Origin of the sequence: Streptomyces sp. NPDC006332 (genome assembly GCF_040612855.1) — a bacterium.
GTDB lineage: Bacteria > Actinomycetota > Actinomycetes > Streptomycetales > Streptomycetaceae > Streptomyces.
In genome coordinates, this window is sequence record NZ_JBEXRA010000009.1 from 120,771 (window position 1) to 140,973 (window position 20,203).

At 71.4% G+C, this 20,203-nt stretch carries 19 protein-coding genes; 10 read left to right on the forward strand and 9 right to left on the reverse strand.

Features of this window, described 5'->3' with window-relative positions:
* The first annotated feature begins 129 nt into the window (after positions 1–129).
* From ABZ027_RS11215 to ABZ027_RS11235, 5 genes are all read left to right on the forward strand, one after another.
* A complete protein-coding gene (locus ABZ027_RS11215; RefSeq protein ID WP_356766738.1) occupies positions 130–762 on the forward strand; it encodes a hypothetical protein in 633 nt (210 codons plus the stop codon).
* Positions 759–3,455 (forward strand): putative PEP-binding protein, encoded by a 2,697-nt coding sequence (locus tag ABZ027_RS11220; RefSeq protein WP_356766740.1) that lies wholly within the window; start codon positions 759–761, stop codon positions 3,453–3,455. Before ABZ027_RS11215 ends, ABZ027_RS11220 begins: the two co-directional genes overlap by 4 nt.
* Entirely contained in the window at positions 3,452–4,588 is a 1,137-nt protein-coding gene (locus ABZ027_RS11225; RefSeq protein ID WP_356766741.1) for an acyl-CoA dehydrogenase family protein, read from the forward strand. The genes ABZ027_RS11220 and ABZ027_RS11225 overlap by 4 nt, the downstream gene beginning before the upstream one ends.
* Positions 4,589–4,678: 90 nt before the next feature.
* Positions 4,679–5,098: an OB-fold domain-containing protein gene (locus tag ABZ027_RS11230; protein ID WP_356766742.1), complete on the forward strand. Its 420-nt coding sequence runs from the start codon at positions 4,679–4,681 to the stop codon at positions 5,096–5,098.
* Positions 5,095–6,249, forward strand: coding sequence for a thiolase family protein (locus ABZ027_RS11235; protein ID WP_356766744.1), 1,155 nt, complete (start codon positions 5,095–5,097; stop codon positions 6,247–6,249). Before ABZ027_RS11230 ends, ABZ027_RS11235 begins: the two co-directional genes overlap by 4 nt.
* A gap of 117 nt (positions 6,250–6,366) precedes the next feature.
* Here ABZ027_RS11235 and ABZ027_RS11240 read toward each other — a convergent pair whose 3' ends face one another.
* Positions 6,367–7,023: a TetR/AcrR family transcriptional regulator gene (locus tag ABZ027_RS11240; RefSeq protein WP_356766746.1), complete on the reverse strand. Its 657-nt coding sequence runs from the start codon at positions 7,021–7,023 to the stop codon at positions 6,367–6,369.
* A gap of 143 nt (positions 7,024–7,166) precedes the next feature.
* On the opposite strand from ABZ027_RS11240, the gene ABZ027_RS11245 reads away from it, so the two are divergent.
* The gene (locus ABZ027_RS11245) at positions 7,167–7,784 is read left to right on the forward strand and encodes a helix-turn-helix domain-containing protein (protein ID WP_356766748.1); all 618 of its coding nucleotides are present in this window, start codon (positions 7,167–7,169) and stop codon (positions 7,782–7,784) included.
* A gap of 168 nt (positions 7,785–7,952) precedes the next feature.
* Here the strand turns inward: ABZ027_RS11245 and ABZ027_RS11250 are convergent, their stop codons facing one another.
* The 4 genes from ABZ027_RS11250 to ABZ027_RS11265 all read right to left on the reverse strand — a co-directional run bounded on the left by ABZ027_RS11250 (position 7,953) and on the right by ABZ027_RS11265 (position 12,088).
* Entirely contained in the window at positions 7,953–9,443 is a 1,491-nt protein-coding gene (locus ABZ027_RS11250) for a 2-oxo acid dehydrogenase subunit E2 (protein ID WP_356766750.1), read from the reverse strand.
* Between the two features lie 5 nt (positions 9,444–9,448).
* The gene (locus ABZ027_RS11255; protein ID WP_356766752.1) at positions 9,449–10,474 is read right to left on the reverse strand and encodes an alpha-ketoacid dehydrogenase subunit beta; all 1,026 of its coding nucleotides are present in this window, start codon (positions 10,472–10,474) and stop codon (positions 9,449–9,451) included.
* 5 nt (positions 10,475–10,479) lie between these two features.
* On the reverse strand, positions 10,480–11,490 hold the full coding sequence (locus ABZ027_RS11260; RefSeq protein ID WP_356766754.1) for a thiamine pyrophosphate-dependent dehydrogenase E1 component subunit alpha: 1,011 nt from the start codon (positions 11,488–11,490) through the stop codon (positions 10,480–10,482).
* 106 nt (positions 11,491–11,596) lie between these two features.
* Positions 11,597–12,088 (reverse strand): VOC family protein, encoded by a 492-nt coding sequence (locus tag ABZ027_RS11265; RefSeq protein ID WP_356766756.1) that lies wholly within the window; start codon positions 12,086–12,088, stop codon positions 11,597–11,599.
* Positions 12,089–12,337: 249 nt separating this feature from the next.
* On the opposite strand from ABZ027_RS11265, the gene ABZ027_RS11270 reads away from it, so the two are divergent.
* The 4 genes from ABZ027_RS11270 (at position 12,338) to ABZ027_RS11285 (ending at position 16,688) form a co-directional block, all read left to right on the forward strand.
* Positions 12,338–13,612 (forward strand): aromatic ring-hydroxylating dioxygenase subunit alpha, encoded by a 1,275-nt coding sequence (locus ABZ027_RS11270; RefSeq protein ID WP_356766758.1) that lies wholly within the window; start codon positions 12,338–12,340, stop codon positions 13,610–13,612.
* Entirely contained in the window at positions 13,609–14,433 is an 825-nt protein-coding gene (locus ABZ027_RS11275) for an SDR family NAD(P)-dependent oxidoreductase (RefSeq protein ID WP_356766760.1), read from the forward strand. Before ABZ027_RS11270 ends, ABZ027_RS11275 begins: the two co-directional genes overlap by 4 nt.
* Positions 14,434–14,536: 103 nt before the next feature.
* Positions 14,537–16,273, forward strand: coding sequence for a PEP-utilizing enzyme (locus ABZ027_RS11280; protein ID WP_356766762.1), 1,737 nt, complete (start codon positions 14,537–14,539; stop codon positions 16,271–16,273).
* An 88-nt stretch (positions 16,274–16,361) separates the two neighbouring features.
* Positions 16,362–16,688 (forward strand): putative quinol monooxygenase, encoded by a 327-nt coding sequence (locus ABZ027_RS11285; protein WP_356766764.1) that lies wholly within the window; start codon positions 16,362–16,364, stop codon positions 16,686–16,688.
* Between the two features lie 80 nt (positions 16,689–16,768).
* Here ABZ027_RS11285 and ABZ027_RS11290 read toward each other — a convergent pair whose 3' ends face one another.
* From ABZ027_RS11290 to ABZ027_RS11305, 4 genes are read right to left on the reverse strand one after another with little or no spacing between them, the layout of a single operon-like run.
* Positions 16,769–17,815 (reverse strand): NADP-dependent oxidoreductase, encoded by a 1,047-nt coding sequence (locus ABZ027_RS11290; protein ID WP_356766766.1) that lies wholly within the window; start codon positions 17,813–17,815, stop codon positions 16,769–16,771.
* A gap of 4 nt (positions 17,816–17,819) precedes the next feature.
* Positions 17,820–18,038, reverse strand: coding sequence for a transposase (locus tag ABZ027_RS11295; protein WP_356766768.1), 219 nt, complete (start codon positions 18,036–18,038; stop codon positions 17,820–17,822).
* A gap of 3 nt (positions 18,039–18,041) precedes the next feature.
* On the reverse strand, positions 18,042–18,362 hold the full coding sequence (locus tag ABZ027_RS11300; RefSeq protein ID WP_356766770.1) for a 2Fe-2S iron-sulfur cluster-binding protein: 321 nt from the start codon (positions 18,360–18,362) through the stop codon (positions 18,042–18,044).
* Complete coding sequence (locus tag ABZ027_RS11305; RefSeq protein WP_356766772.1) at positions 18,359–19,765, reverse strand: aromatic ring-hydroxylating dioxygenase subunit alpha; 1,407 nt, start codon at positions 19,763–19,765, stop codon at positions 18,359–18,361. The genes ABZ027_RS11300 and ABZ027_RS11305 overlap by 4 nt, the downstream gene beginning before the upstream one ends.
* Between the last annotated feature and the right edge of the window lie 438 nt (positions 19,766–20,203).

Below are 20,203 nucleotides of genomic sequence, written 5' to 3' on the forward strand. Positions count from 1 at the left end.
GGGGCTTGAGCGTAACCTCCGGGCAACACAGATCGCAGTCCCCTGCGTCGCACCACAGATCGCAGTCCCTGCGACCCGGCAACCGTCGCCGCGCGGCCTGAGTCCGCGCCCCACAGAGAAGGTGTGGAGATGCATTCTGCTGCCGCCGAGCGGACAGACGCTCTCGACCATTCCCTCACCGATGCCGTCGTCGACCTCGTCCTGCGCGGCATGTGGCGCGGTGAGCCGGAATCCCGCTACCGCCCGCTGGTCGACGCGGGGCTCGCCATGGTCAAGGGCCAGTTGGTGCTGCCCACCGAGTACGCCAAGAGCGCCGCCGCGAAACTGCTGCGGATCCCGGCGGGCTCCGAGCTCCAGGACCGGATCACCGCGGTCTACGAGGCGTTCCTGCCGGTCAACAGGCAGGTCCGCGAGGTCTGCACGGCCTGGCAGTGCCGCCCCGACGGCAGCGTCAACGACCACACCGACAGCGTCTACGACGCCGAGGTCCGCGAGATGCTGGAGGACGTCCACGAGGCCATCCAGCCGGTGCTGCGCAGGCTGGAGCGGCTGCTCGCGGGCAGCGGCCGGTATCTCGCCGGCCTGGAGGAGGCGCTCGACCGGTTCGACGACGGTGACGCCCAGTGGCTGGCCTCGCCCCTGTGCGACTCGTACCACACCGTCTGGATGCGGCTGCACCAGGAGCTGCTGCTGGTCCTGGGCGTCAGCCGGACCGAGGACGAGGCCCTCGAGGAGGAGCTGGTCCGAAGGAGCCGGGGTTGAGCGTCACCGACGGCCGGGCGGACGCTATCGGCCTGCCCCAGGACATCCCTCAGGTCCCGGACTCCGCCCAGGTGCCGGACCCCGCCCAGGCCCAGGACACCACTCAGACCCGGGACACCGCTCAGCCGCAGGCACCAGGCCTCGCCCTGGTGCCGTACGGCCAGGGCCGCATCCGGGGACTCTACGCGGACGAGCTGGGCGCGCACGGCGTCGCGATGGACCGGCTGGTGGCCCTCGGGCTCCCGGTGGTCCCCGGACTGACCGTGCCCGCGCACTTGGCGTCCACGCTGGGCGAGCCCGGCACCGCGCGCGCGGCCGTCGACCTCGTGGAGCAGCTGTCCGGACGCCGGATCGGGGACCCGGCCCGGCCACTGCTGCTGCGCCTTTCGGCGAGCGCGCCGAGCGAGGTCGCCGGGCTGCCGCCCGACCTGGCCTGTCTCGGCGTCACCCCGGGCAGCGTCGACGACCTGTCCGCCGTCATCGGCCGCGCGGAGGCGCTGTACGAGGTGTGGGCGGCCACCGTCCGGATGATCGCGGAGTACGCCCTCGACGTACCGGCCGCGCTGCTGGACGACGCTCTCCTCGACACGCCCGAGCCCCGCGCCCGGGTCGAGGCGCTGTTGTCCCTCGTCGCACAGCACGCCGAGCGGCCCTTCCCGGACGACCCGGCGCAACAGCTCGCGCTGGCGGCCCGGGCGGTACTGGCCCGCTGGGACTCACCCCGCGCCAGAAGGTCGCGCCGGGCCCAGCGGCTCGCCGCCGACCTGGGTATCGCCCTGCACGTACAGGCGCTGCGCATCGGACCGGCGGACCGCTCCGGATACGGCACCGCGGTCAGCCGGCACCCCGAGACGGGCCGGTTCTCCGCACACGGCACGTTCTTCCGGGGCGTACGCCGAAGCGCGCCGCCCCCGCACACGGGTGAACCGCTGGAGAAGCTCGCCGCGGGCACCACGCTGCTGGAGCATTCGCTGCTCACCCTCGAGCGTCATCTGCACGCGCCGGTCTCCGTCGACTTCGAGGTGCGCGACGGCGAGGTATCCCTGCTCGCCGCCTCGGCGCACAGCCGCCCGCCGTTGCGCGCCTCGGTGTGTCTGGCGGCCGACCTCGCCCGGGACGGGGCGCTCGGCAAACAGGAGGCGGTACGGCGGATCAGGCCCGCGCAGGTGCAGGAGCTGCTGCACCCGCAACTGAGGCTGACCGGCGGCGAGGACCTTCTGGTACGCGGGTTGCCCGCGTCCCCCGGGGCGGCCGCGGGCGTCGTCGCGCTGTCCAGCGAACGGGCCCTGGAGCTGGCCGCGGAGAACATGCCCGCCGTCCTGGTGATGCACGAGACGACACCGGCCGACGTCCCCGGGATGCTGGCCGCCGCCGCGGTGCTGACCGGCAGCGGTGGTATCGCCTCGCACGCGGCGGTGGTGGCGCGCGGCGCCGGGAAGCCGGCGGTCTGCGGCGCGGAGGGGCTGCGAGTGGACCAGGCGGCCGGGACCCTACGGATCGGGGAGCGGGTGCTGAGCGAGGGCGACCCGGTGTCGCTCGACGGCCGCACCGGCGCCGTCTACGCCGGAACGCTGCGGATCAGTGTCGCCGGACCGCCGCCGGAGCTGTCCACCCTGCTGGAGTGGGCCGACGGCGCACGGCGGCTCGGTGTACGGGTCAACGCCGACACCGCGTCGGAGGTGAACACCGCCGTCGCCCTCGGCGCGGAGGGTGTGGGCCTGTGCCGTACGGAACACCAGTTCCTCGGTGAGCGGCTGCCGCTGATCCGCAGTGTCATCCTGGCCGCCGACCCTGCGGCCCGCGAGGAGGCGCTGCTCGCCCTGGAGCACGCACAGCACGAGGACTTCAAGGCACTGCTGGCCGCGGTCGGCGACCGCCCGGTCACCGTGCGCCTGCTGGACGCGCCGCTGCACGAGTTCCTGCCCGCGCCCGGCGAGGCGGGCGACGAGGGGGCGGAGCAGCGCGCCGCGTCCTTGCGGGAGGCCAACCCCATGCTCGGGCTGCGCGGAGTACGTCTGGCGCTGCTGCACGAACGGCTCTACCCGGCGCAGGCCGAGGCGCTCTTCTCCGCGTGGGTCGATGTCGCCGCGACCGGTGTCACGCCCCGGCTGGAGGTCATGATCCCGCTGGTCAGCCTGCCCGAGGAGCTCAAGGCGGCCGCCGATTTCGTACGCGGCGCCGCCGCTGCGGTGGCCGCCCGCACCGGCGTGGAGGTGCCGTACCGGCTGGGCACGATGATCGAGACTCCACGGGCCGCGCTGCTGGCCGACGAACTCGCCGAGCACGCCGAGTTCTTCTCCTTCGGGACGAACGACCTCACGCAGCTCACCTACGGGTTCTCCCGGGACGACGTGGAACGGCAGGTGCTGGCCTCGTACCAGGAGCGAGGGTTCCTCACCGCCAGCCCGTTCGCCCGGCTCGATCCGCACGGGGTCGGCGCGCTGATCGCGCTCGCGGTGCAGAAGGCCAGGAGCGTACGGCCGGACATCAAGCTCGGCGTGTGCGGTGAGCACGGCGGCGACCCCGAGTCGATCGCGTTCTGCGACGACCTGGGGCTGGACTACGTCTCCTGCTCCGCGCACCGCGTACCGGTCGCCCGGATGGCGGCGGCGCACAGCGCGCTGCGCGGGAGCGGAAGCGGAAGCGGAAGCGGAAGCGACGGGGACAGAGACAGGGACGTGACGGCGACATGACGACGGTGACCGACCGCGCCGGAGGAGCGACCGAGGTGCCCGAAGCCTCCGCGGCCGAACTGGAGGATCTGCGCGAGACCGTGCGCTCGGTGTGCGCGGACGCGGGCGGTATCGCCGCGGTGCGCCGCCTGAACGAGCACCGCCCCGGTGTCGACGCCGGCCTGTGGGACACCCTCGGCAGGCAGGTGGGCCTCGCGGCTCTCGGGCTGCCGGAGTCCGTGGGCGGCGTCGGGGGCCTCGCGGAGATCGCCGTGGTGTGTGAGGAACTCGGCAGGACGCTGGCACCGGTGCCGCTGCTGTCCTCCACCGTGCTGGCCGGTCAGGTGCTGGCCGGCTGCGGTACCGCCGCGAAGTCACTGGCGGAGCTGGCGAACGGCCGGGTGTACGCGCTCGCCGTGGTCGCGCCCGACGGGGTGTGGCGGCCGGAGGCCGTACCGGTCGGGGTCACCTGGCGGGGCGGCGGCGCGGTCCTCGACGGCACCGCGCCGTTCGTCCTGGACGGGGCGGACGCCGAGGCCCTGGTGGTCGCGGCCGCCGGTCCGGACGGTGTGGACCTCTTCCTCGCCGACCCGCACGAGCCGGGCGTGACCGTCCGCCCGGTGCCCACCCTGGATCTCAGCCGCGGCCAGGCGGTCGTCACGTTCTCCGGTGCCCGGGTCCGTGCGCTGACCGCCGGGGGCGAGGGGACGGAGGTCGTCACCCGCGCCCTGGACACCGCCCTGGTGGCGCTGGCCGCCGAGCAGCTCGGCGGGGCGCAGGCGGCGCTGGACATGACGGTGGCGCACGTCCGCGACCGTACGCAGTTCGGCCGGGCGATCGGCAGTTTCCAGGCGGTCAAGCACACCTGCGCGGACATGCTGCTCCAGGTCGAGTCGGCGCGGTCCGCGGTGGTGCGCGCGGTCCGTGCGGCCGGGTCCCCGGGGGCGCTCGCGGAGGCCGCGTCCGTGGCTCAGTCGTGGTGCGGGGAGGCGTTCACGTCCGTCACCGCGGAGTGCGTGCAGCTGCACGGCGGCATGGGCTTCACCTGGGAGCACGACGCGCACCTGTACTTCCGGCGCGCGCAGTCCGACGCCGTGCTGCTGGGCGGTGCCGCACACCACCGGGAACGGCTCGCCGGGCTGCTGGGCTGGTAGCCCGCGCCCCACCGGCACGAGTCCGTGGCCGGCAAGACATGAGCCCGTAGCCGGTAAGGACACGTAGCCGGTAGGAGACAGGACGACAGCATGACCACCAGACTCATCGACGAGGGCCTGTTCGCCGCCGTGGATCCGCCGCGTCTCGTGGGGGCACGCTGCGCGGGGTGCGGCACCGTCGTCTTCCCCCGGCAGGACTCCTGCCCCAGGTGCTCGGACGGGGCCATGGCCGGACACCCGCTGCCGGTGACCGGGCGGGTGTGGTCGTGGACGCGGCAGGCGTTCGCGCCCAAGCCGCCGTACCGGATGCCGGCCGACGGCCACCAGCCGTACCACGTGGGCTATGTGGACCTCGGCGAGGTACTGGTCGAGGCACGCCTCGCGGTCTCCCGCCCGGACATCCGGATCGGGCTCCCGGTCCGGCTCACCACGGTGCCCGCGTACCAGGACGAGGACGGCACCGAGGTAGTGACCTTCGCGTTCCGCCCGGACCCGGAAGGACAGCGATGAGCCGGGCCGACGAGGTCTACGTGGTCGGATGCGCGATGCACCCCTTCGGCCGCGACGAGTCCGTCACCGGGATGGACATGGCCGCCCGCGCGGTACGTGAGGCGCTGGCCGACGCCGGTGTCGCCTGGGAGGACATCGGTTACGCGGCGGGCGGCTCCGACGTGTCCGGCAAACCCGACACGCTGGTGAGCCGACTGGGGCTGACCGGTGTGCCGTTCGTCAATGTGCAGAACGGCTGCGCCACCGGGGCCTCGACGGTGCTCACGGTGGCCAACGCGCTGCGGGCGGGCGAGGCGTCGCTGGGCCTGGCCGTGGGGTTCGACAAGCACGAGCGGGGCGCGTTCCACGTCTCCGCGGCCCGGTACGGTCTCGGCGACTGGTACGCGGAGACCGGGATGATGCTGACGACCCAGTTCTTCGCCCTGAAGACGCAGCGGTACCTGTACGAGCACGGAATCGGGGAACGGGCGCTGGCGTCGGTGGCCGCGCGCGCCTTCCGCAACGGAGCCCGCCACCCCCTGGCCTGGCGGCGCAAGGAGTTGACGGAGCAGGAGATCCTCGACTCCGCCGAGGTGAGCCCGCCCCTCACGCAGTACATGTTCTGTTCACCGGGGCAGGGCGCGGCCGCGCTGGTGCTGGCACGCGGAGATCGAGCGTTCGACCTGTGCGAACGGCCGGTCAGGCTGGCGTCGTTGGCCTTCCGGACCAGACGGTTCGGCTCCTTCGAGGTGTTCGCGCCCTGGCTGCCACCGGGTCCGCACCGCAGCCCGAGCGTGGACGCGGCCCAGGCGGTCTTCCGAGGCGCCGGCGTCGGGCCCGGGGATGTGCGGGTGGCCCAGTTGCAGGACACCGACAGCGGCTCGGAGTTGATACACCTGGCGGAGACGGGGCTGTGCGGGCACGGCGAGCAGGAGGAACTGCTGGCCGCGGGCGAGACCGACGTCACGGGCCGGATCCCGGTCAACACCGACGGCGGGTGCCTGGCGAACGGGGAGCCGGTCGGCGCCTCGGGGCTGCGCCAGTTCCACGAGGTCGTACGGCAGTTGCAGGGTCGTGCCCCGGGCGTACAGGTGCCGGGCGGCCCCCGGGTGGGATTCACCCATGTGTACGGGGCGCCCGGAATCAGCGCCTGCGCGGTGCTGACGGTCTGACGGCCTCCGGGGCCTCGCCGGGGAGCGTACGGCCGCGCACGCCTTCGGCCGGTCGGCACGGAACCGAGGAGAACTGGCCGCAGCCCTGGTGAACCGGCTTCCCTGACGCCCGCTCTCTCAGGCCGTCGTGGCCGCGGACTCGGTCTTCTGGTCGGCGGCGACGATGCGCAGCGCCAGGGACCTGACCGCCTCGTGCACCGACCGGGACGGCAGCTGCGACAGCGGCCCGCCCTCCGCCCGCAGCGCGGTCACCAGGATGGTCGTACTGATCAGCGTGCGGACCGCGAGGGCCTGCGACGCGTGCCGTGCCTTGGCCGCCCGAGGGCCGCGGGTGGTGCTCTCGGGCAGATAGTCGTACGCCCGCTGGATGTGCCGCTGCTCGAACTCGTCGCGCAGCAGCTTGATGTTGCCGTTGGCGGAGGCGATCTGGACCTGGTAGAGCCGCGCTTCGTCCGGGTTCTTCTCCACCCAGTCCCACACCGCGTCGATGACGCGCACCAGACCTTCGGCGTCACCCGGCTCGGTGTCCGGCCGGGCGGTCTCCACGACGGCGTTCAGCTGGTCGAAGACGCGCCGCATCGCGAGTTCGAGCAGCTCCTCCTTGCCCGCGAAGTGGTAGTACACCGCCGTGGGCACCACCTGGGCCTCGTCCGCGATGTCCTGCACACTGGTCTCCGCGAAACCGTTGCGGCCGAACACCCGGACGGCCGCGCTGATGATGTGCTGACGTCGCGAGGGTCGGTGGGCGGGCTGCTTGCCGTTCGTGGTGGCCATCACGCTCCCTGGCGGTTGCCGCGACCGGTGCCCGTGCGCCCCGGCGTACTGACCATGCTATCTAGTTACTCCCGTGGGTCGTACCCGTCAAACCTGGTGCGTGTGTGGCTCAGGAGCGGGGAGGGCACGGCATACTTGACATCATGACTACATCCGGGACCCGCGCAGCCCACCGCCCTTCGCGCAGGCAGTGGGTGATCGAGGCAGCCACGGAGCTCTTCGCCACCCAGCCTCCGGACGAGGTGACGGTGGCCGACATCGCGGCGCGGGCGGAGATGACGTCGGCCGCGGTGTACTACCACTTCTCCTCCAAGGACCAGGTCCTGGTGGAAGGCATGCGGGTGTTCGCCGCCGCGCTGCGCGAGCAGTTGGAGACGCTCACCGAGGCACACCGGCCCGGTTCGGACATCGGTCCGACCGTCACGTCGCTGGTGGTCTGGCTGGGCGAGCACCGGTCGGCAGCGACCGTCTTCTTCGTGTCCTCGGCCGGAATGAGCCAGGAGGCGGAGGCCCTGCGCCAGGAGATCCGCACGCAGTTGCTGGACGAACTGGTGCGACTGGTACGCAAAGGCCGTGAACCGGTCACGGACGCGGAGGCGGCGGTGATCGGCCTGGGGGTGCTGGCGCTGCTCGAAACCGCGGCGGTCTCGCAGGTGCGGGGGGACGACGTCTACCGCTCCCTCGGGCACCGTTCCTTCATCAACGAGGTCGGTCGGCTCGCCGAGCGGATCGCGGATCCGGCGGCGGACCAGCGGCCCTGAGTGGCGGGCGCCAGCAGCAGTCCCTGAGTGGCAGGTGCCAGCGGTGGCCCTGAGCAGCAGGCCCGAGCCACGGCCCGTCGGCGGTTCTGAGCCCGGAGCCACTCCCGTCGACCGGATGCGGTGGTGGCGGCCGACGGGAGTGGAGACCGGGGGTGGAGACGGGGAGTGTCAGACCAGCAGCCGCAGAGGCGTGCGCAGCAGCTCACCGATCGTGCGCAGGTATTCGGCCGCCGGTGCCCCGTCCACGGCGCGGTGGTCGAAGGTGAGGCTGAGGGTGAGCACCCGGGTCCGCCGCGGCTGTTCGTCCGCCCACTCCACGCCGTCCCTGAGCCGGCCCACTCCGAGGATGGCGACGTTGCCGGGGTTGATCACCGGGGTGAAGAAGTCGACGCCGTACCCGCCCAACGAGGTGACGGTGAACGTGGCCCCTTCGAGCAGAGCCGGGGAGATCCGGCCGGAGCGGGCCTGGTCTGCCAACTCCCTTGACCGGGAGGCGAGGTGGGGCAGCGACAGGTCCGCCGCGTCCTCGATCACGGGGACCAGCAGGCCGCCCGGTACGGCGACGGCGAACCCGAGGTGGACACTCTCGTAGAGGTGAACGCCGTCGTCGGTCACCGTCGCGTTGAGCAGCGGGTGGGCGCGAAGCGCCAGCGCGGCGGCCCTCATGAGGAAGTCGCCCAGGCTGGGCACCGACAGGTCCGTGTCCGCCCATTCCTGCTTCAACTGGTCCCGCAGCGCCACGACGGCGTCCATCCGCACCTCGTAACCGTGCGTCAGCTGCGCCATCTCCTGGAGGCTGGCGTGCATCCGGCGGGCGATGGTGCCACGCATCCCGGTGAGCGGGATGACGTCCCCGGGCTGCGGCGATGCGGTGGCCTGGCGGGCCTTGGCCGGGGTCGGCGCCGGTGCGGCCGACGGTGCCGTCGGTGTAGTGGCCGTCGGTGTGGCGGTGTCGAGATCGGCCCGGCGGATGCGTCCACCCACCCCCGTGCCGCGTACGTCCGCCAGGTCGATGCCACGTTCCTTCGCCAGTTTGCGGACCAGGGGCGAGGCGGGGGTCACCGAGTCTGTCGGCAGGGAGGCGGGCGGCTGTGGCGTCGGGATGAGCAGGTACTCCTCCACGTCCTCGGAGACGATCCGGCCGCCGGGCCCGGTGCCGCGTACGGCAGTGAGGTCCACGCCGGTGTCGGCGGCGACCCGCCGGGCGTTCGGCGAGGCCAGGAGGTGGGCCCCCGAGCCGTTGAGCCCAGTCGCGCCCTTGATGCCAGTCGTGCCGTTCAGCCCGGTCACGCCCGTGATCCCAGTCGCGCCATTGAGCCCAGCGGTGCCGTTGAGCCCCGCCGTGCCGTCGGGCGACGGCGTCACGGAGGGAACGTCCCCAGGGGTGGGAGGCGGCGTGCCCCCCGTGCCGGGCGGCGGTTCGCCCTCGGCGAGCAGCCAGCCGATGAGTGCCCCGGCCGGGACCGTCGTTCCGGCCTGGACCGCGGGGTGGAACACTCCCCCGGCCTCCGCCTCGACATCCACGTCGACCTTGTCGGTGGCCAGCCGCAGCAGCGCGTCGCCCTCCGCGACGGCGGCGCCGGCCGGCACGAGCCACTCGTCGATGGTGCCTTCCTGCATGGTCAGGCCGATCTTCGGCAGCAGAACCTCGACCGCCACGTCGGTCACGACCTTTCGAGGAGACGGCGACAACCCTGCGCGATGCGGGCCCGGTCGGGCACATAGGCCTTCTCCAGCACCGGCGAGAACGGCACCGGGGAGAAGGGGGCACCGATCCGCAGAACCGGCGCGTCCAGGTAGTCGAAGGCCGCGTCCTGGATCTGGGCGGCGATCTCCGCGCCGAGCCCGCCGAAGGTGACGGCCTCGTGCACGACGAGCACCCGGTTGGTGCGTCGCGCGGAGGCGATCATCGTCTCGGTGTCCAGGGGCTGCACGGTGCGGGGGTCGATCACCTCCACCTCGATGCCCTCGGCGGCCAGTTCCCCGGCCGCCGCGAGGGCCTCGCCCACCATGCGGCCCAGGGCGATGACGGTGACGTCGGAGCCCTGCCGTGCGGTGTGCGCCCGGCCGAGCGGGATGCCGTAGATCTCCTCGGGCACCTCGGCCTTGCTGCCCAGCAGGACCTTGTTGAGCATGACGACGACCGGGTTGTCGTCGCGGATGGCGGAGACGGTCAGACCCTTGGCGGTGTACGCGTCGCACGGCATCACGACCTTGAGGCCGGGCACGTGCGCGAGCCAGGCCTCCAGGCTCTGGCTGTGCTGTGCGGCGGCGCCGAGTCCCGCGCCGGAGGCGGTGGTGATGGTGAGGGGCACCGACACCGAGCCGCCGAACATGTACTTCATCTTGGCGGCCTGGTTGACGATCTGGTCCAGGCAGACGCCGATGAAGTCCATGAACATCAGGTCGACGACGGGGCGCAGTCCCCGGGCGGCGGCACCCACGCCCAGACCGACGAGCGCGGCCTCGGAGATCGGGGTGTCGATCATGCGGCGGGGGCCGAACTCGTCGAGGAGGTTGTCGAACATGCGGAAGACGCCGCCGTAGCCGGCCACGTCCTCGCCGGCGACGAAGACGTTCTCGTCCTCGCGCATGGCCTGGGCCAGGCCCTCGTTGAAGGCCTTGACGTAGGTGAGCTCGCGGGCCGTGCCGGCCGGGGCGACGGCTGGTGCTTCGGAGATGGTGGTCATGGCGGTCACCCCGAGTAGACGTTGAGGAGCAGGTCTGCGGTGTCGGGCAGCGGACTGGCCTCCGCGTAGGCGATGGCCTCGGCGATCTCGTCGCGGGTGCGCTGCCAGGTGTCGTCCAGTTCGGCGCGGGTGGCCGTGCCGTCGGCGAGGGCACGGGCCTCCAGCAGGTCGATCGCGTCGCGGGCCTTCCACTCGTCGACCTCCTCCTGCGAGCGGTAGGGGTGCCGCAGTCCCTTGACGCCCTGGTGGTCGTAGTAGCGGTAGGTCTTGGCCTCGATGAACATGGGGCCCTCGCCGGCCCGGGCGCGTTCGACGGCCTCGACGGTGGCGTGGTGGACGGCGACCGCGTCCATGCCGTCGACGATCACGCTGGGCATGCCGTAGGCCGCGGCCCGGTCGGCGACGTCGGTGATCAGCATGTGCTTCGACTGCGGGGTGAACTCGGCGTAGCCGTTGTTCTCGCAGATGAACAGCACCGGCAGGCGCAGTATCGCGGCCATGTTGGCGGCCTCGTGGAAGCTGCCGATGTTGGTGGCGCCGTCACCGAAGAAGGTCACGGCGACGCTGTCCTCGCCCTTGTACCGGGCGGCGAAGGCGGCGCCGACGGCGATCGGGATGCCGGCGCCGACGATGCCGTTGGCGCCGAGCATGCCGAGGGTGACGTCGTTGATGTGCATGCTTCCGCCGCGGCCGAGGCAGGCGCCGGTGACGCGGCCGTACAGCTCGGCGTACATGTGCCGGAAGCTGACGCCTTTGGCCACGGCGTGCCCGTGTCCGCGGTGCGTGGAGGTGATCTGGTCGTCGTCGCGCAGGGCCGTCATCACACCCGCGGCCACGGCCTCCTGACCGACGTAGAGGTGCAGAAAGCCCGGCAGCTTGCCGGCCTCCATGAGTTTTCCCGCCTCGGTCTCGAAGAGGCGGATGCGCACCATGCGTTCGTGCAGATCCCTGATGACCTGCGCTGATGCCTGGTTCGCGGCCGGATCGGCCGACTTCTTCGATGCCCTGTGAGCCATCGTCCGCCCCTTCGCCCCGAGCGAGGTGATCCAAGCAGTCTGACTTTCTTGTGCCGGTCTACAGTAACCAGCAGGAGGTCACCTTACTGAAGTCAGTCTCTAATTACTACGCCTCGGGCCGACCCGGCTCCCGCTCGTCGACCAGCTCCAGCACATTGCCCTCCGGATCCGCCCAGAAGCTGATCCGGCGACCGCGCGCAGGCACGACGACCGGGTCCGACAGCGACCGGGCGCCACCGACCGCCAGGGCCGCCGCGACCGGACCGAGGTCGTCCACGGGGAAGGTGAGATACGACAGACCCCGGCGCGCCGTCAGCGGTACGACCGGCTCGCAGGGCGCCGAGCCGGCCTGAGGCAGGATCAGCTTGACGCGCCCCCCGGCCGGAACCTGAAGCCACACGACGAGCAGCTCCCCGCCCAGCCCGGCCGCGGCGGCGATGGATGCCGGGACGCGGGAGCGGTGCACCTCGAAGCAGCCGAGCACCTCGCGGTAGAAGCGCTCCATCCGCTCCAGGTCGCGCACGACGACCCCCGCCTCGAACGGCGCGGTCAGGTGCGCCCGCACACCGGACACCGGGCCGGTCGGACCGTCGGCCATCACACCACCTCCACATAGAGCGTGCAGACATCACACGCCGGCAACTGGAGGCGGTCAATAGAAAGATCGCCGCTCGTCTGGGAGCTTCGTGCACGGCGAAGGCGATGTGACCTGCGAGGCACCGAACGGCCGACTTCCGCACTTTCTATTGACAGACAACACTAACCCCTGTTGTCGTGTCGCTCACAGCCCAGCTACCTCAGCAGAAGCCCCTCACCAGCTTGCGGCTGGAAGGATTGTGAGGACATCGTGGTCCAGACCAGTTCACCGGAGACCCGGGCGGACGACGCCGACCGTCAGCCGCCCCCGGCGCCGGAATACTCCTCGTGGATCAGCCAGGACCGGTCGAGCGACCCGGCGTCCGTGGCTATGCGCCAGGAGGCCGCCGAGCTCGTCGAGCGCGTCATGGAGCACTACCGGACCAACACGACACACGAGGCGGACGGTCAGTGGACCGAACCCGTCGCGCACTATCTCGACGCCGACCGCTGGCAGCGGGAGATGGACGCCGTCCACCGCACCGTCCCCCTTCCGCTCGCCATGTCGGCCGAGCTTCCGGGGCCGAACACCTACAAGGCGCTGGACGTGCTCGGTCTTCCGGTCCTGATCACCCGGGACCGGCAGGGCGTCGTGCACGCGATGATCAACGCCTGCCGGCATCGCGGTGCCAAGATCGTCGAACCCGGTTGCGGTGTGTCCAAGCGGCTCACCTGCCCTTACCACTCCTGGTCGTACGACCTGGCCGGGGAGCTGCGGGGCGTGTACGCGGAGAAGACCTTCGGCGAGGTGCCCCGCGAGGGGCGTGGTCTGGTGCGGCTCCCGGCCGGGGAGCGCGCCGGGATCGTGTTCGTCTCGCTGGATCCGGCGGCGGAACCCGACCTCGACGAGTGGCTCGGTGATCTGCTGCCGCTCCTTGAGGGGCTGCGCCTCGCGGAGTGCCACCACTACTCGACCAAGGAGCTGACCAGCCCCAACTGGAAGGTCACGCTCGACGGGTACCTGGAGACATACCACTTCGCCTCGCTGCACCCGAAGACGGTGTTCGAGACCAACCTCTCCAACATGATGGCCCATGACACCTGGGGTCCTCACCAGCGCATATCCCCCGCTCTGCGCCCTATCGCGCAGGCGGTCGAGCTGCCGCCGGACCAGCGCGACCCCGGAGACTGCGTGGGGGCCATCTACTGGCTCTACCCCGGGCTGGCGATCGCCGGGGGCTGGCGCCACAAGATCGCTGTCTCCCTCGTCCTCCCCCGGACGGCCACCGAGTCGGTCACCCAGCAGATCATCCTGCTGCGCGAACCGGCGGTCACCGAGGAGGAGCGCGACGCCGCCGACAGGTTCGGCGAATGGTTCCACGAGGTGGTCCGCGACGAGGACTACGCGACCACCTACGGAGTCCAGCAGGGGCTGAAGGCCCTGGACGGGACCGACTTCGTCTTCGGACGCAACGAGCCCGGACTCCAGCACTTCCACCGCACCGTTCATCAACACCTGGACCAGGACGACAGATCCGCCAGGTGACCGACCGACAAGACGCGCAGGAGAACAACATGGTGGCTACGGGCAGCCTCGACGGACGTGTCGCGGTGATCACGGGCAGCACACGCAGCATCGGACGCGCCATCGCCGAGGCCTTCCTGGCCCAGGGCGCCACGGTCGTCATCAGCGGCCGTTCCGAACTCAAGGGAAAGCAGGCCCTGGAGGAGATGGACGCCGGGGACCGGGCGGTCTTCCACCCCTGCGACGCCAGCCGCCAGGAGGACATCGAGGAACTGGCGGACTTCGCCGCGGAGCGCTTCGGCCGGCTCGACATCTGGGTCAACAACGCCGGCGGCAGCACCGGCTTCGCCCCCGTCCACCAGCTCAGCGACGAGGCCTGGCACGACGCCCTCAACCTGAACCTCAACGCCTACTTCTACGGCACCCGACGGGCGCTGCCGAAGATGCTGGAGGGCGGCTGGGGCCGCGTCATCAACATCTCCTCCGTCGAGGGCAAGCAGGCCAACAAGCCGGCCATCAGCCACTACATCACCAACAAGCACGCCATACACGGCCTGACCAAGGCCACCGCCTTCGAGTACGGCACCCAGGGCATCACCTGCAACGCCATCTGCCCCGGCGCCGTCGACACCGACCTGATGCGGGCCGCCGGCCCGGCCGCGGCCGAGGCCGAGGGCATCAGCTACGAGGTGTGGCTGGGCCGCTTCGCCGAGCACGCCGCCACCAAGCAGATCACCACCGTGGAGCAGATCGCCGCGGTCGCCTCGCTGCTCGCCGGCGACGCGGGCGCGGGCATCACGGGCACGCTGATCAGCGTCGACGGCGGGACGGCGCAGTGGTAGGCAGCGGCGCAGTGATGGAGACCGGCGCAGCCGTCAGGACAGGCGTGGTCGCCAGGACACGTGTGGTCGTCAGCACCGGCACGGACAGCGGGAGGGCCTCGGCATGAAGAGCTGGATCACGGACTGGCAGCGCAGTGAGCGTCTGCCCCACTACACCCGCGCCAACGCGGGCGAGACCCTGCCGGAGCCGGCCAGCCCGCTGGGCTGGTCCCTGGTGTGGGGGCGCGGTCTGCACGGCTGGCGCAACGGCTTCGTCGGTTTCGGCATCTACCGCGAGGAGGAGGTGGCCGGCCCCCGGCCCCCCTTCGTCGGGATGTTCGGCGGCTACTTCTATCTGAACCTGTCGCACATGCGGCTGTTCGGCATCCGGATGGGGCAGACCGCCGACCAGATCGACACCGCCTTCGTCGGCCAGCGCTCCGACACGCCGGTGTACGTCGCGCACCCGGAGGACCAGGACGGGGAACTGACGGCGAAGGCCGGGGCGACGGTCCAGCGGATGCTGGGACAGACCACCTTCCCCGAGGCCGACGCGGATCAGGAGCGGCTGCGCCGTGTCCGCCGCGAGCGGCCCGACCTGGGGCGGCTGTCCGACGCGGAGCTGGTGGCGCACGCCCGCTCACTCCTCGACGAGGTGGAGACGACGTTCCAGCGCCATGTCGAGTCGTCGCTGCCTGCCTCCGTGGGACCGGCGATCCTCGGACCGCTGTGCGCGAGCCTGGACCGTCCCGGCGCCATGCTGGACCTCATCGCGGGGCTCGGTGACGTCGACTCCGCCTCCCCCTCCACCGGGCTGTGGACGCTGTCCCGGCAGGTGGTCGCCTCGGCCGAGCTCACCGCGCTGTTCGACCAGGGACCGGCCGCGGTGCAGCGGGCACTCGCCGGGGCGAGCGGGGACGTCAAGGCGTTCCGTGACTCCTTCGACGAGTTCCTGGCAGCCTCCGGCGACCGTGGCCCGAACGAGTGGGACATCCACGCACTGTCCTGGGAGGCGGCGCCCGTCCAGGCGCTGGCCCTGGTCGACCGGATCCGGCACAGCGCCGACGACGACTCCCCGGCCGAGCGGCACCGCCGGCTGACCGAGCGCCGCACGCAGGTCGCGGCGGAGATCCGCTCGGCACTCCCCGAGGACACGCGGCCGATGTTCGACGCGGGAATGCACGCCTCGCAGGTATGGATCCCGGCCCGCGAGCGGACCAAGGCCAACTGCGTGTCCGTCATCAACGAGATCAGGATGGCGCTTCGGGAGCTGGGCCGCCGTGGAGTCGAGGCCGGACTCTTCGAAGCGCCCGAGGATCTGATGATGCTGCTGGACACCGAGCTCGACGACTATGTCGCCGACCCCGCGGGCTTCGCTCCCGTCATCGCCCGGCGGCTGGTGGAGTACGCCGGTCTGCGCGAACTGGAACCGCCGTTCTTCATCGCGGCGGACGCGCAGACCGAGATCGACACATGGCCGCGACGCAGCGAGGAAGGTGCCACGGCCGCCGAGGAGAGCGATGTGCTGACCGGCGTCGGCGGCAGCCAGGGCGTCTACACCGGCAGGGTGCGGGTGGTCACCGACCCTGCCTCGTGCGAGGCACTGGAACCGGGTGAGGTACTGGTGGCCCCGATCACCGACGCCGCCTGGACCCCCCTGTTCCTGGTCGCCGGTGCCGCGGTGGTGGATGTGGGCGCGCTCAACAGCCATGCCGTCGTGGTCTGCCGGGAGCTGGGCATTCCCGCCGTCATCTCCGTCGAGGGCGGGACGCAGCGACTGCGGGACGGCATGGTGATCACGGTCGACGGCACCCAGGGCACCGTCACCGTGGACAGCGTCCCGGCCGCGCTCGGCATCTGAACGTCCGCGGGCCCGTCGCTCCTTCCTGACAGAGGGCGGCGGGCCCTCGGGCATGACTCCCAGGGGCATGACCTCGGAAAGGACCACCGTGGCAGAGGAAAGCGCAGGCGAGATCATCGTCGCCGGCTGGATGGACTACGAGCCGGCCGATCGCGCCACGATGCTGAGCCACCTCGTGGAAGTCGGGATCCGCACCCGTGCCGAAGAGCCCGGCTGCCTGGATTACGCCATGACGGCCGACCCCGCCGACGAACGCCGGATCCGGGTGTACGAACGGTGGGTGTCCCAGCAGGCCCTGGACGAACACTTCGCCACGGCGCACATCAAGGACTTCCGTGCGGCCACGGCCGGGCTGACCCGGGTGGGCGTTTCCCTGGAGACCTTCAGCGTCGCGGCGGCACGTTCCATGCGGTAGGCGTCCGCATGTTCAAGCCACACACAAGGGGGGCGTCGGCCACGGAAATCGCGGCCGACGCCCCCCTTGTGCTGGGCCCTTCAACTACGCGCGCTGTACGGGTCCTCGGCCAGCCGGACCAGCATCTTGCCGACGTTGCCACCGGCCAGCAGGGCCGACAGGGCCCCAGCCGCGTTGTCGAGGCCTTCGGTCACCGTCTCACGGGCGGTGATGCGGCCCGAGCGCAGCCAGTCGGCGACCTTGCTCTCGAACTCCGGCCGCAGGTCCTCGTGGTCGCGGACGATGAAGCCGCGCAGGGTCAGCCGCTTGAGCACCGCCTGGATCAGCTGGTTGAGGTCGGCGGTGTGCCGCTCGCCGCCGAACTGCGACATCATGCCGCACAGCGCGACCCGGCCGCCCGGCCGCAACGCATGCAGGGCGGCGGCCAGTTGCTCGCCGCCGACACTGTCGAAGTACACGTCGACGCCGTCGGGAGCCAGCCGGGCCAGGGCCTCACGCACCGGCTCGGCGCGGTAGTCGGCGGCGGCGTCGTAGCCGAACTCCTTGACCAGCAGGGCGCACTTGTCCGGCCCCCCGGCGGTCCCGACGACGCGTTCCGCGCCCAGCAGCCGGGCGAACTGTCCGGCGGCGCTGCCCACCGCCCCGGCCGCCGCCGACACGAGGACGGTGTCACCCGGGCGCACTGAGGCGATCCGAGCGAGTCCCACGTAGGCGGTGAAACCGGTCTGCCCGAGCAGCCCCAACCACGTGGGCAGCGGGGCGAGTTCGGGGTCGATCCGGCCCGCGGCATCGGTGTCGGCGGCATCCAGCACGGCCCACTCGCGCCAGCCGAGCTGGTGGCGTACGAACGTGCCCGGCGGCACGGAGGGGCAACGGCTGTCCTCCACGACGCCGAGCGCCCGGCCGTCGAGCGGTGAGCCGGGCGTGAAGTTGTGCGTGTAGTGCTTCTCGGTGCTCTCCAGCCGTCCGCGCATCGACGGATCGACGCTCATGTAGAGGTTGCGGACGAGCAGCCGGCCCGCGCCGAGCGGTGGGAGCGGACGCTCCTCGACGGCGAAGTCGCCGGGGGCCGGCTCCCCCTCGGGACGGCGCACCAGGCAGACCACCCGGGTGGTACGGGGCAGCACCGGCTCACTCCTGCGGCGGGCGGACGCTGCGCCGCTGGGCGAGGCGGCCCACCCAGCCGGCCATCTGGAGGTCGGCGTGACGCAGTTCACCGGACTGCCAGCGGGCCTGGAAGTCGAAGACGCCCCGCGCCCCGGTCTTCGGGTCGGTCACCTCCACCATCCCGTCCTCGGTGAGCCGGTACACGTGCCCGGTCAGCGGATGGATCACTTGCTTGGTGCTCACGGCTCACTCCTGTGGTCTGCGGCGCACGCCGCGCTTGGTGACGGTCACCGGGCCGTCGACCCGGAGCCGGCAGGCGAGCCGGGTCAGGCCGTCCACCGGTCTGCGCAGGGCCTCGATGCCCTCGCGTTCCAGCGGGCCCACGGGGGAACAGTTCTCGGCGCCTTCCTCGACCTCCACGAAACAGGTGCGGCAGGTGGCCTTGCCGCCGCAGACGGTGGGCCAGCGGTAGCCGAGCCGCTGGGCGGCGCTGAACAGGTCCTCGCCGTCCCGTACCTCCAGCTCGACGCCCGAGGGCCGGACCGCGACCCGGTGGGTCACGGTCACCGGTTCATCCAGTGGTCGAGCGTCTGGTTGAAGTGCCGGATGCGGCTCTCCTGGTAGTTGGACAGGGTGATGCCCGGCTTGCGCATCGTCTTCAGGCCCTGCTGGACGTAGGGAAGGTTCTCGCAGTCCTGGTCGAAGACGGGGCCGAGCACTCCGAGTTCCGGGATGTCGGCGAAGAGCATGTCCTCGGGCACCCATCGGATTTTGACGGGGGGCGGCATCTCGCCGGGGTTCTTCGGGGCGGACATGAAGATGATCTCGGCGGTGCAGGAGTCGGGGTCGAGGCCGTTGGGCTTGAACCGGTAGATGATGTTGGACTTGGCGCCGCCCCAGGGATTGAAGTTGGGGAACAGCAGGTAGTTGATGGCGTCCAGCAGTTCGGTGTCGGCGGTCTGCGAGAAGTCCTGGTGCGAGGTGGCCGCGAGCTGTGCGCGCATCCGTTCGGCGAGGACCTGGCGGGCGGTGCCGCCGGGCGGGATGGCGGGCAGTTCGTCGCCCTCCCGCATCACCAGGTCACGGCCCTGGGCCGCCGCGTAGAAGGCCCGCGAGTCGTAGAACGTCTCCAGCACGTCCTCCTCCGTGACCGAGTCGGCCACGTGGGGGCTGGGCGCACCCTGGATGTTGATCATGCGGTTCCAGTGGGGCTGGTCCGCCATGACGTCGTACTGCGAGTTGGCGTCGGCGAGCCACGGCAGCATCTGCGGGTGCGTGGCGATCACATGGAAGGACTCGATGAACGCGTCCTGGGCGATCTTCCAGTTGCAGGGCAGCACCTTGGCGATGTGCAGCGACTTGTAGCGGTCCTGGAGCGGCCAGATGTAGTACTCGTCGAAGGTGCCGCGGTAGCTCTCGAAGGACTCCGCGTAGGGGTCCATGGTGATGAAGACGAAGCCGCGCCAGGTGGCCACCTTCGCCTCGGGAAGGGCGAACTTCTCCGGGGTGACGTGCGGGAAGTCCCAGGCGCAGGGCGGCGTCTGCATGGTTCCGTCGAGGTTCCAGGCGAAGCCGTGGAACGGGCATCGGAACTCGCCGACGTTGCCGCCGCCGGTGCGCAGTTTGCGGCCGCGGTGCAGACACGCGTTGACGTAGGCGCGGATCTCGTCCGGCGCCGTGCGCACGATGATCAGTGAGTCGTCGCCGATCTCGTAGATCTCGTGGTCGCCGACCTCGGGGATCTCGCTCTCCAGGCAGGCGAACTGCCATGCGCGGCGCCACACCTGCCGCATCTCGCGCTCGGCCCACTCGCGGGAGGTGAAGCGGGTGGTGTCGATGTCTTCGCTGCCGAGGTAGTCGTTGTTGTCGAACCTCAGCGCGGCGGGAACCGGCCGGCTGTCCCGGTCGAGGTAGTCCTGGACGCTGGGCCCGGGGCACCGCGCCGTGCCCGACTCCGACGTTTCGTCCATCTTCTCTCCTCCGGCAGAAACTTTAGATGGAGTGTAGTTACCGGCCCGGCCCGGGAGCAACACTCACGACACCGGCCGGACACCGCAAAACCCGATGTGGCGAGAGATCGGCATCCCTCACCATGAATTCGTCGCCCCCAACCCCTCCCCAAGCCCGGAGGAGCGTGTCACACTCCGTCGCACCCGAGGCTGTAGAGCCTCACAAGTTTCTCTCCGGCCTGGGGCGGTGTCCGACCCCTCTGGGCCACAGCGCCGTCCGATCGCATCGGCGGCCCGCGCCGTACCCCACGACGGCGATCCACTCAGCCCGACCGATCAGCTGTGCGTGCCGTCCCGGACCGGGCGGCACAGGATCCGCCTGTAGAGAGCCGGCCGCCGCGAACGCGGGAGCGACGCGGGCCGCGGCAGCGCAGGCGCCACACCACGGGAGTACTCAAC

Bases quoted from the DNA above. Each gene is read 5' to 3' on its own strand.
- ABZ027_RS11215 (WP_356766738.1), top strand. From the start codon at position 130: ATGCATTCTGCTGCCGCCGAGCGGACAGACGCTCTCGACCATTCCCTC.
- ABZ027_RS11265 (WP_356766756.1), bottom strand. From the start codon at position 12,088: ATGGCCGACGGTCCGACCGGCCCGGTGTCCGGTGTGCGGGCGCACCTG.
- ABZ027_RS11305 (WP_356766772.1), bottom strand. From the start codon at position 19,765: ATGGACGAAACGTCGGAGTCGGGCACGGCGCGGTGCCCCGGGCCCAGC.
- ABZ027_RS11230 (WP_356766742.1), top strand. From the start codon at position 4,679: ATGACCACCAGACTCATCGACGAGGGCCTGTTCGCCGCCGTGGATCCG.
- ABZ027_RS11225 (WP_356766741.1), top strand. From the start codon at position 3,452: ATGACGACGGTGACCGACCGCGCCGGAGGAGCGACCGAGGTGCCCGAA.
- ABZ027_RS11245 (WP_356766748.1), top strand. From the start codon at position 7,167: ATGACTACATCCGGGACCCGCGCAGCCCACCGCCCTTCGCGCAGGCAG.
- ABZ027_RS11280 (WP_356766762.1), top strand. From the start codon at position 14,537: ATGAAGAGCTGGATCACGGACTGGCAGCGCAGTGAGCGTCTGCCCCAC.
- ABZ027_RS11260 (WP_356766754.1), bottom strand. From the start codon at position 11,490: ATGGCTCACAGGGCATCGAAGAAGTCGGCCGATCCGGCCGCGAACCAG.
- ABZ027_RS11240 (WP_356766746.1), bottom strand. From the start codon at position 7,023: ATGGCCACCACGAACGGCAAGCAGCCCGCCCACCGACCCTCGCGACGT.
- ABZ027_RS11235 (WP_356766744.1), top strand. From the start codon at position 5,095: ATGAGCCGGGCCGACGAGGTCTACGTGGTCGGATGCGCGATGCACCCC.
- ABZ027_RS11255 (WP_356766752.1), bottom strand. From the start codon at position 10,474: ATGACCACCATCTCCGAAGCACCAGCCGTCGCCCCGGCCGGCACGGCC.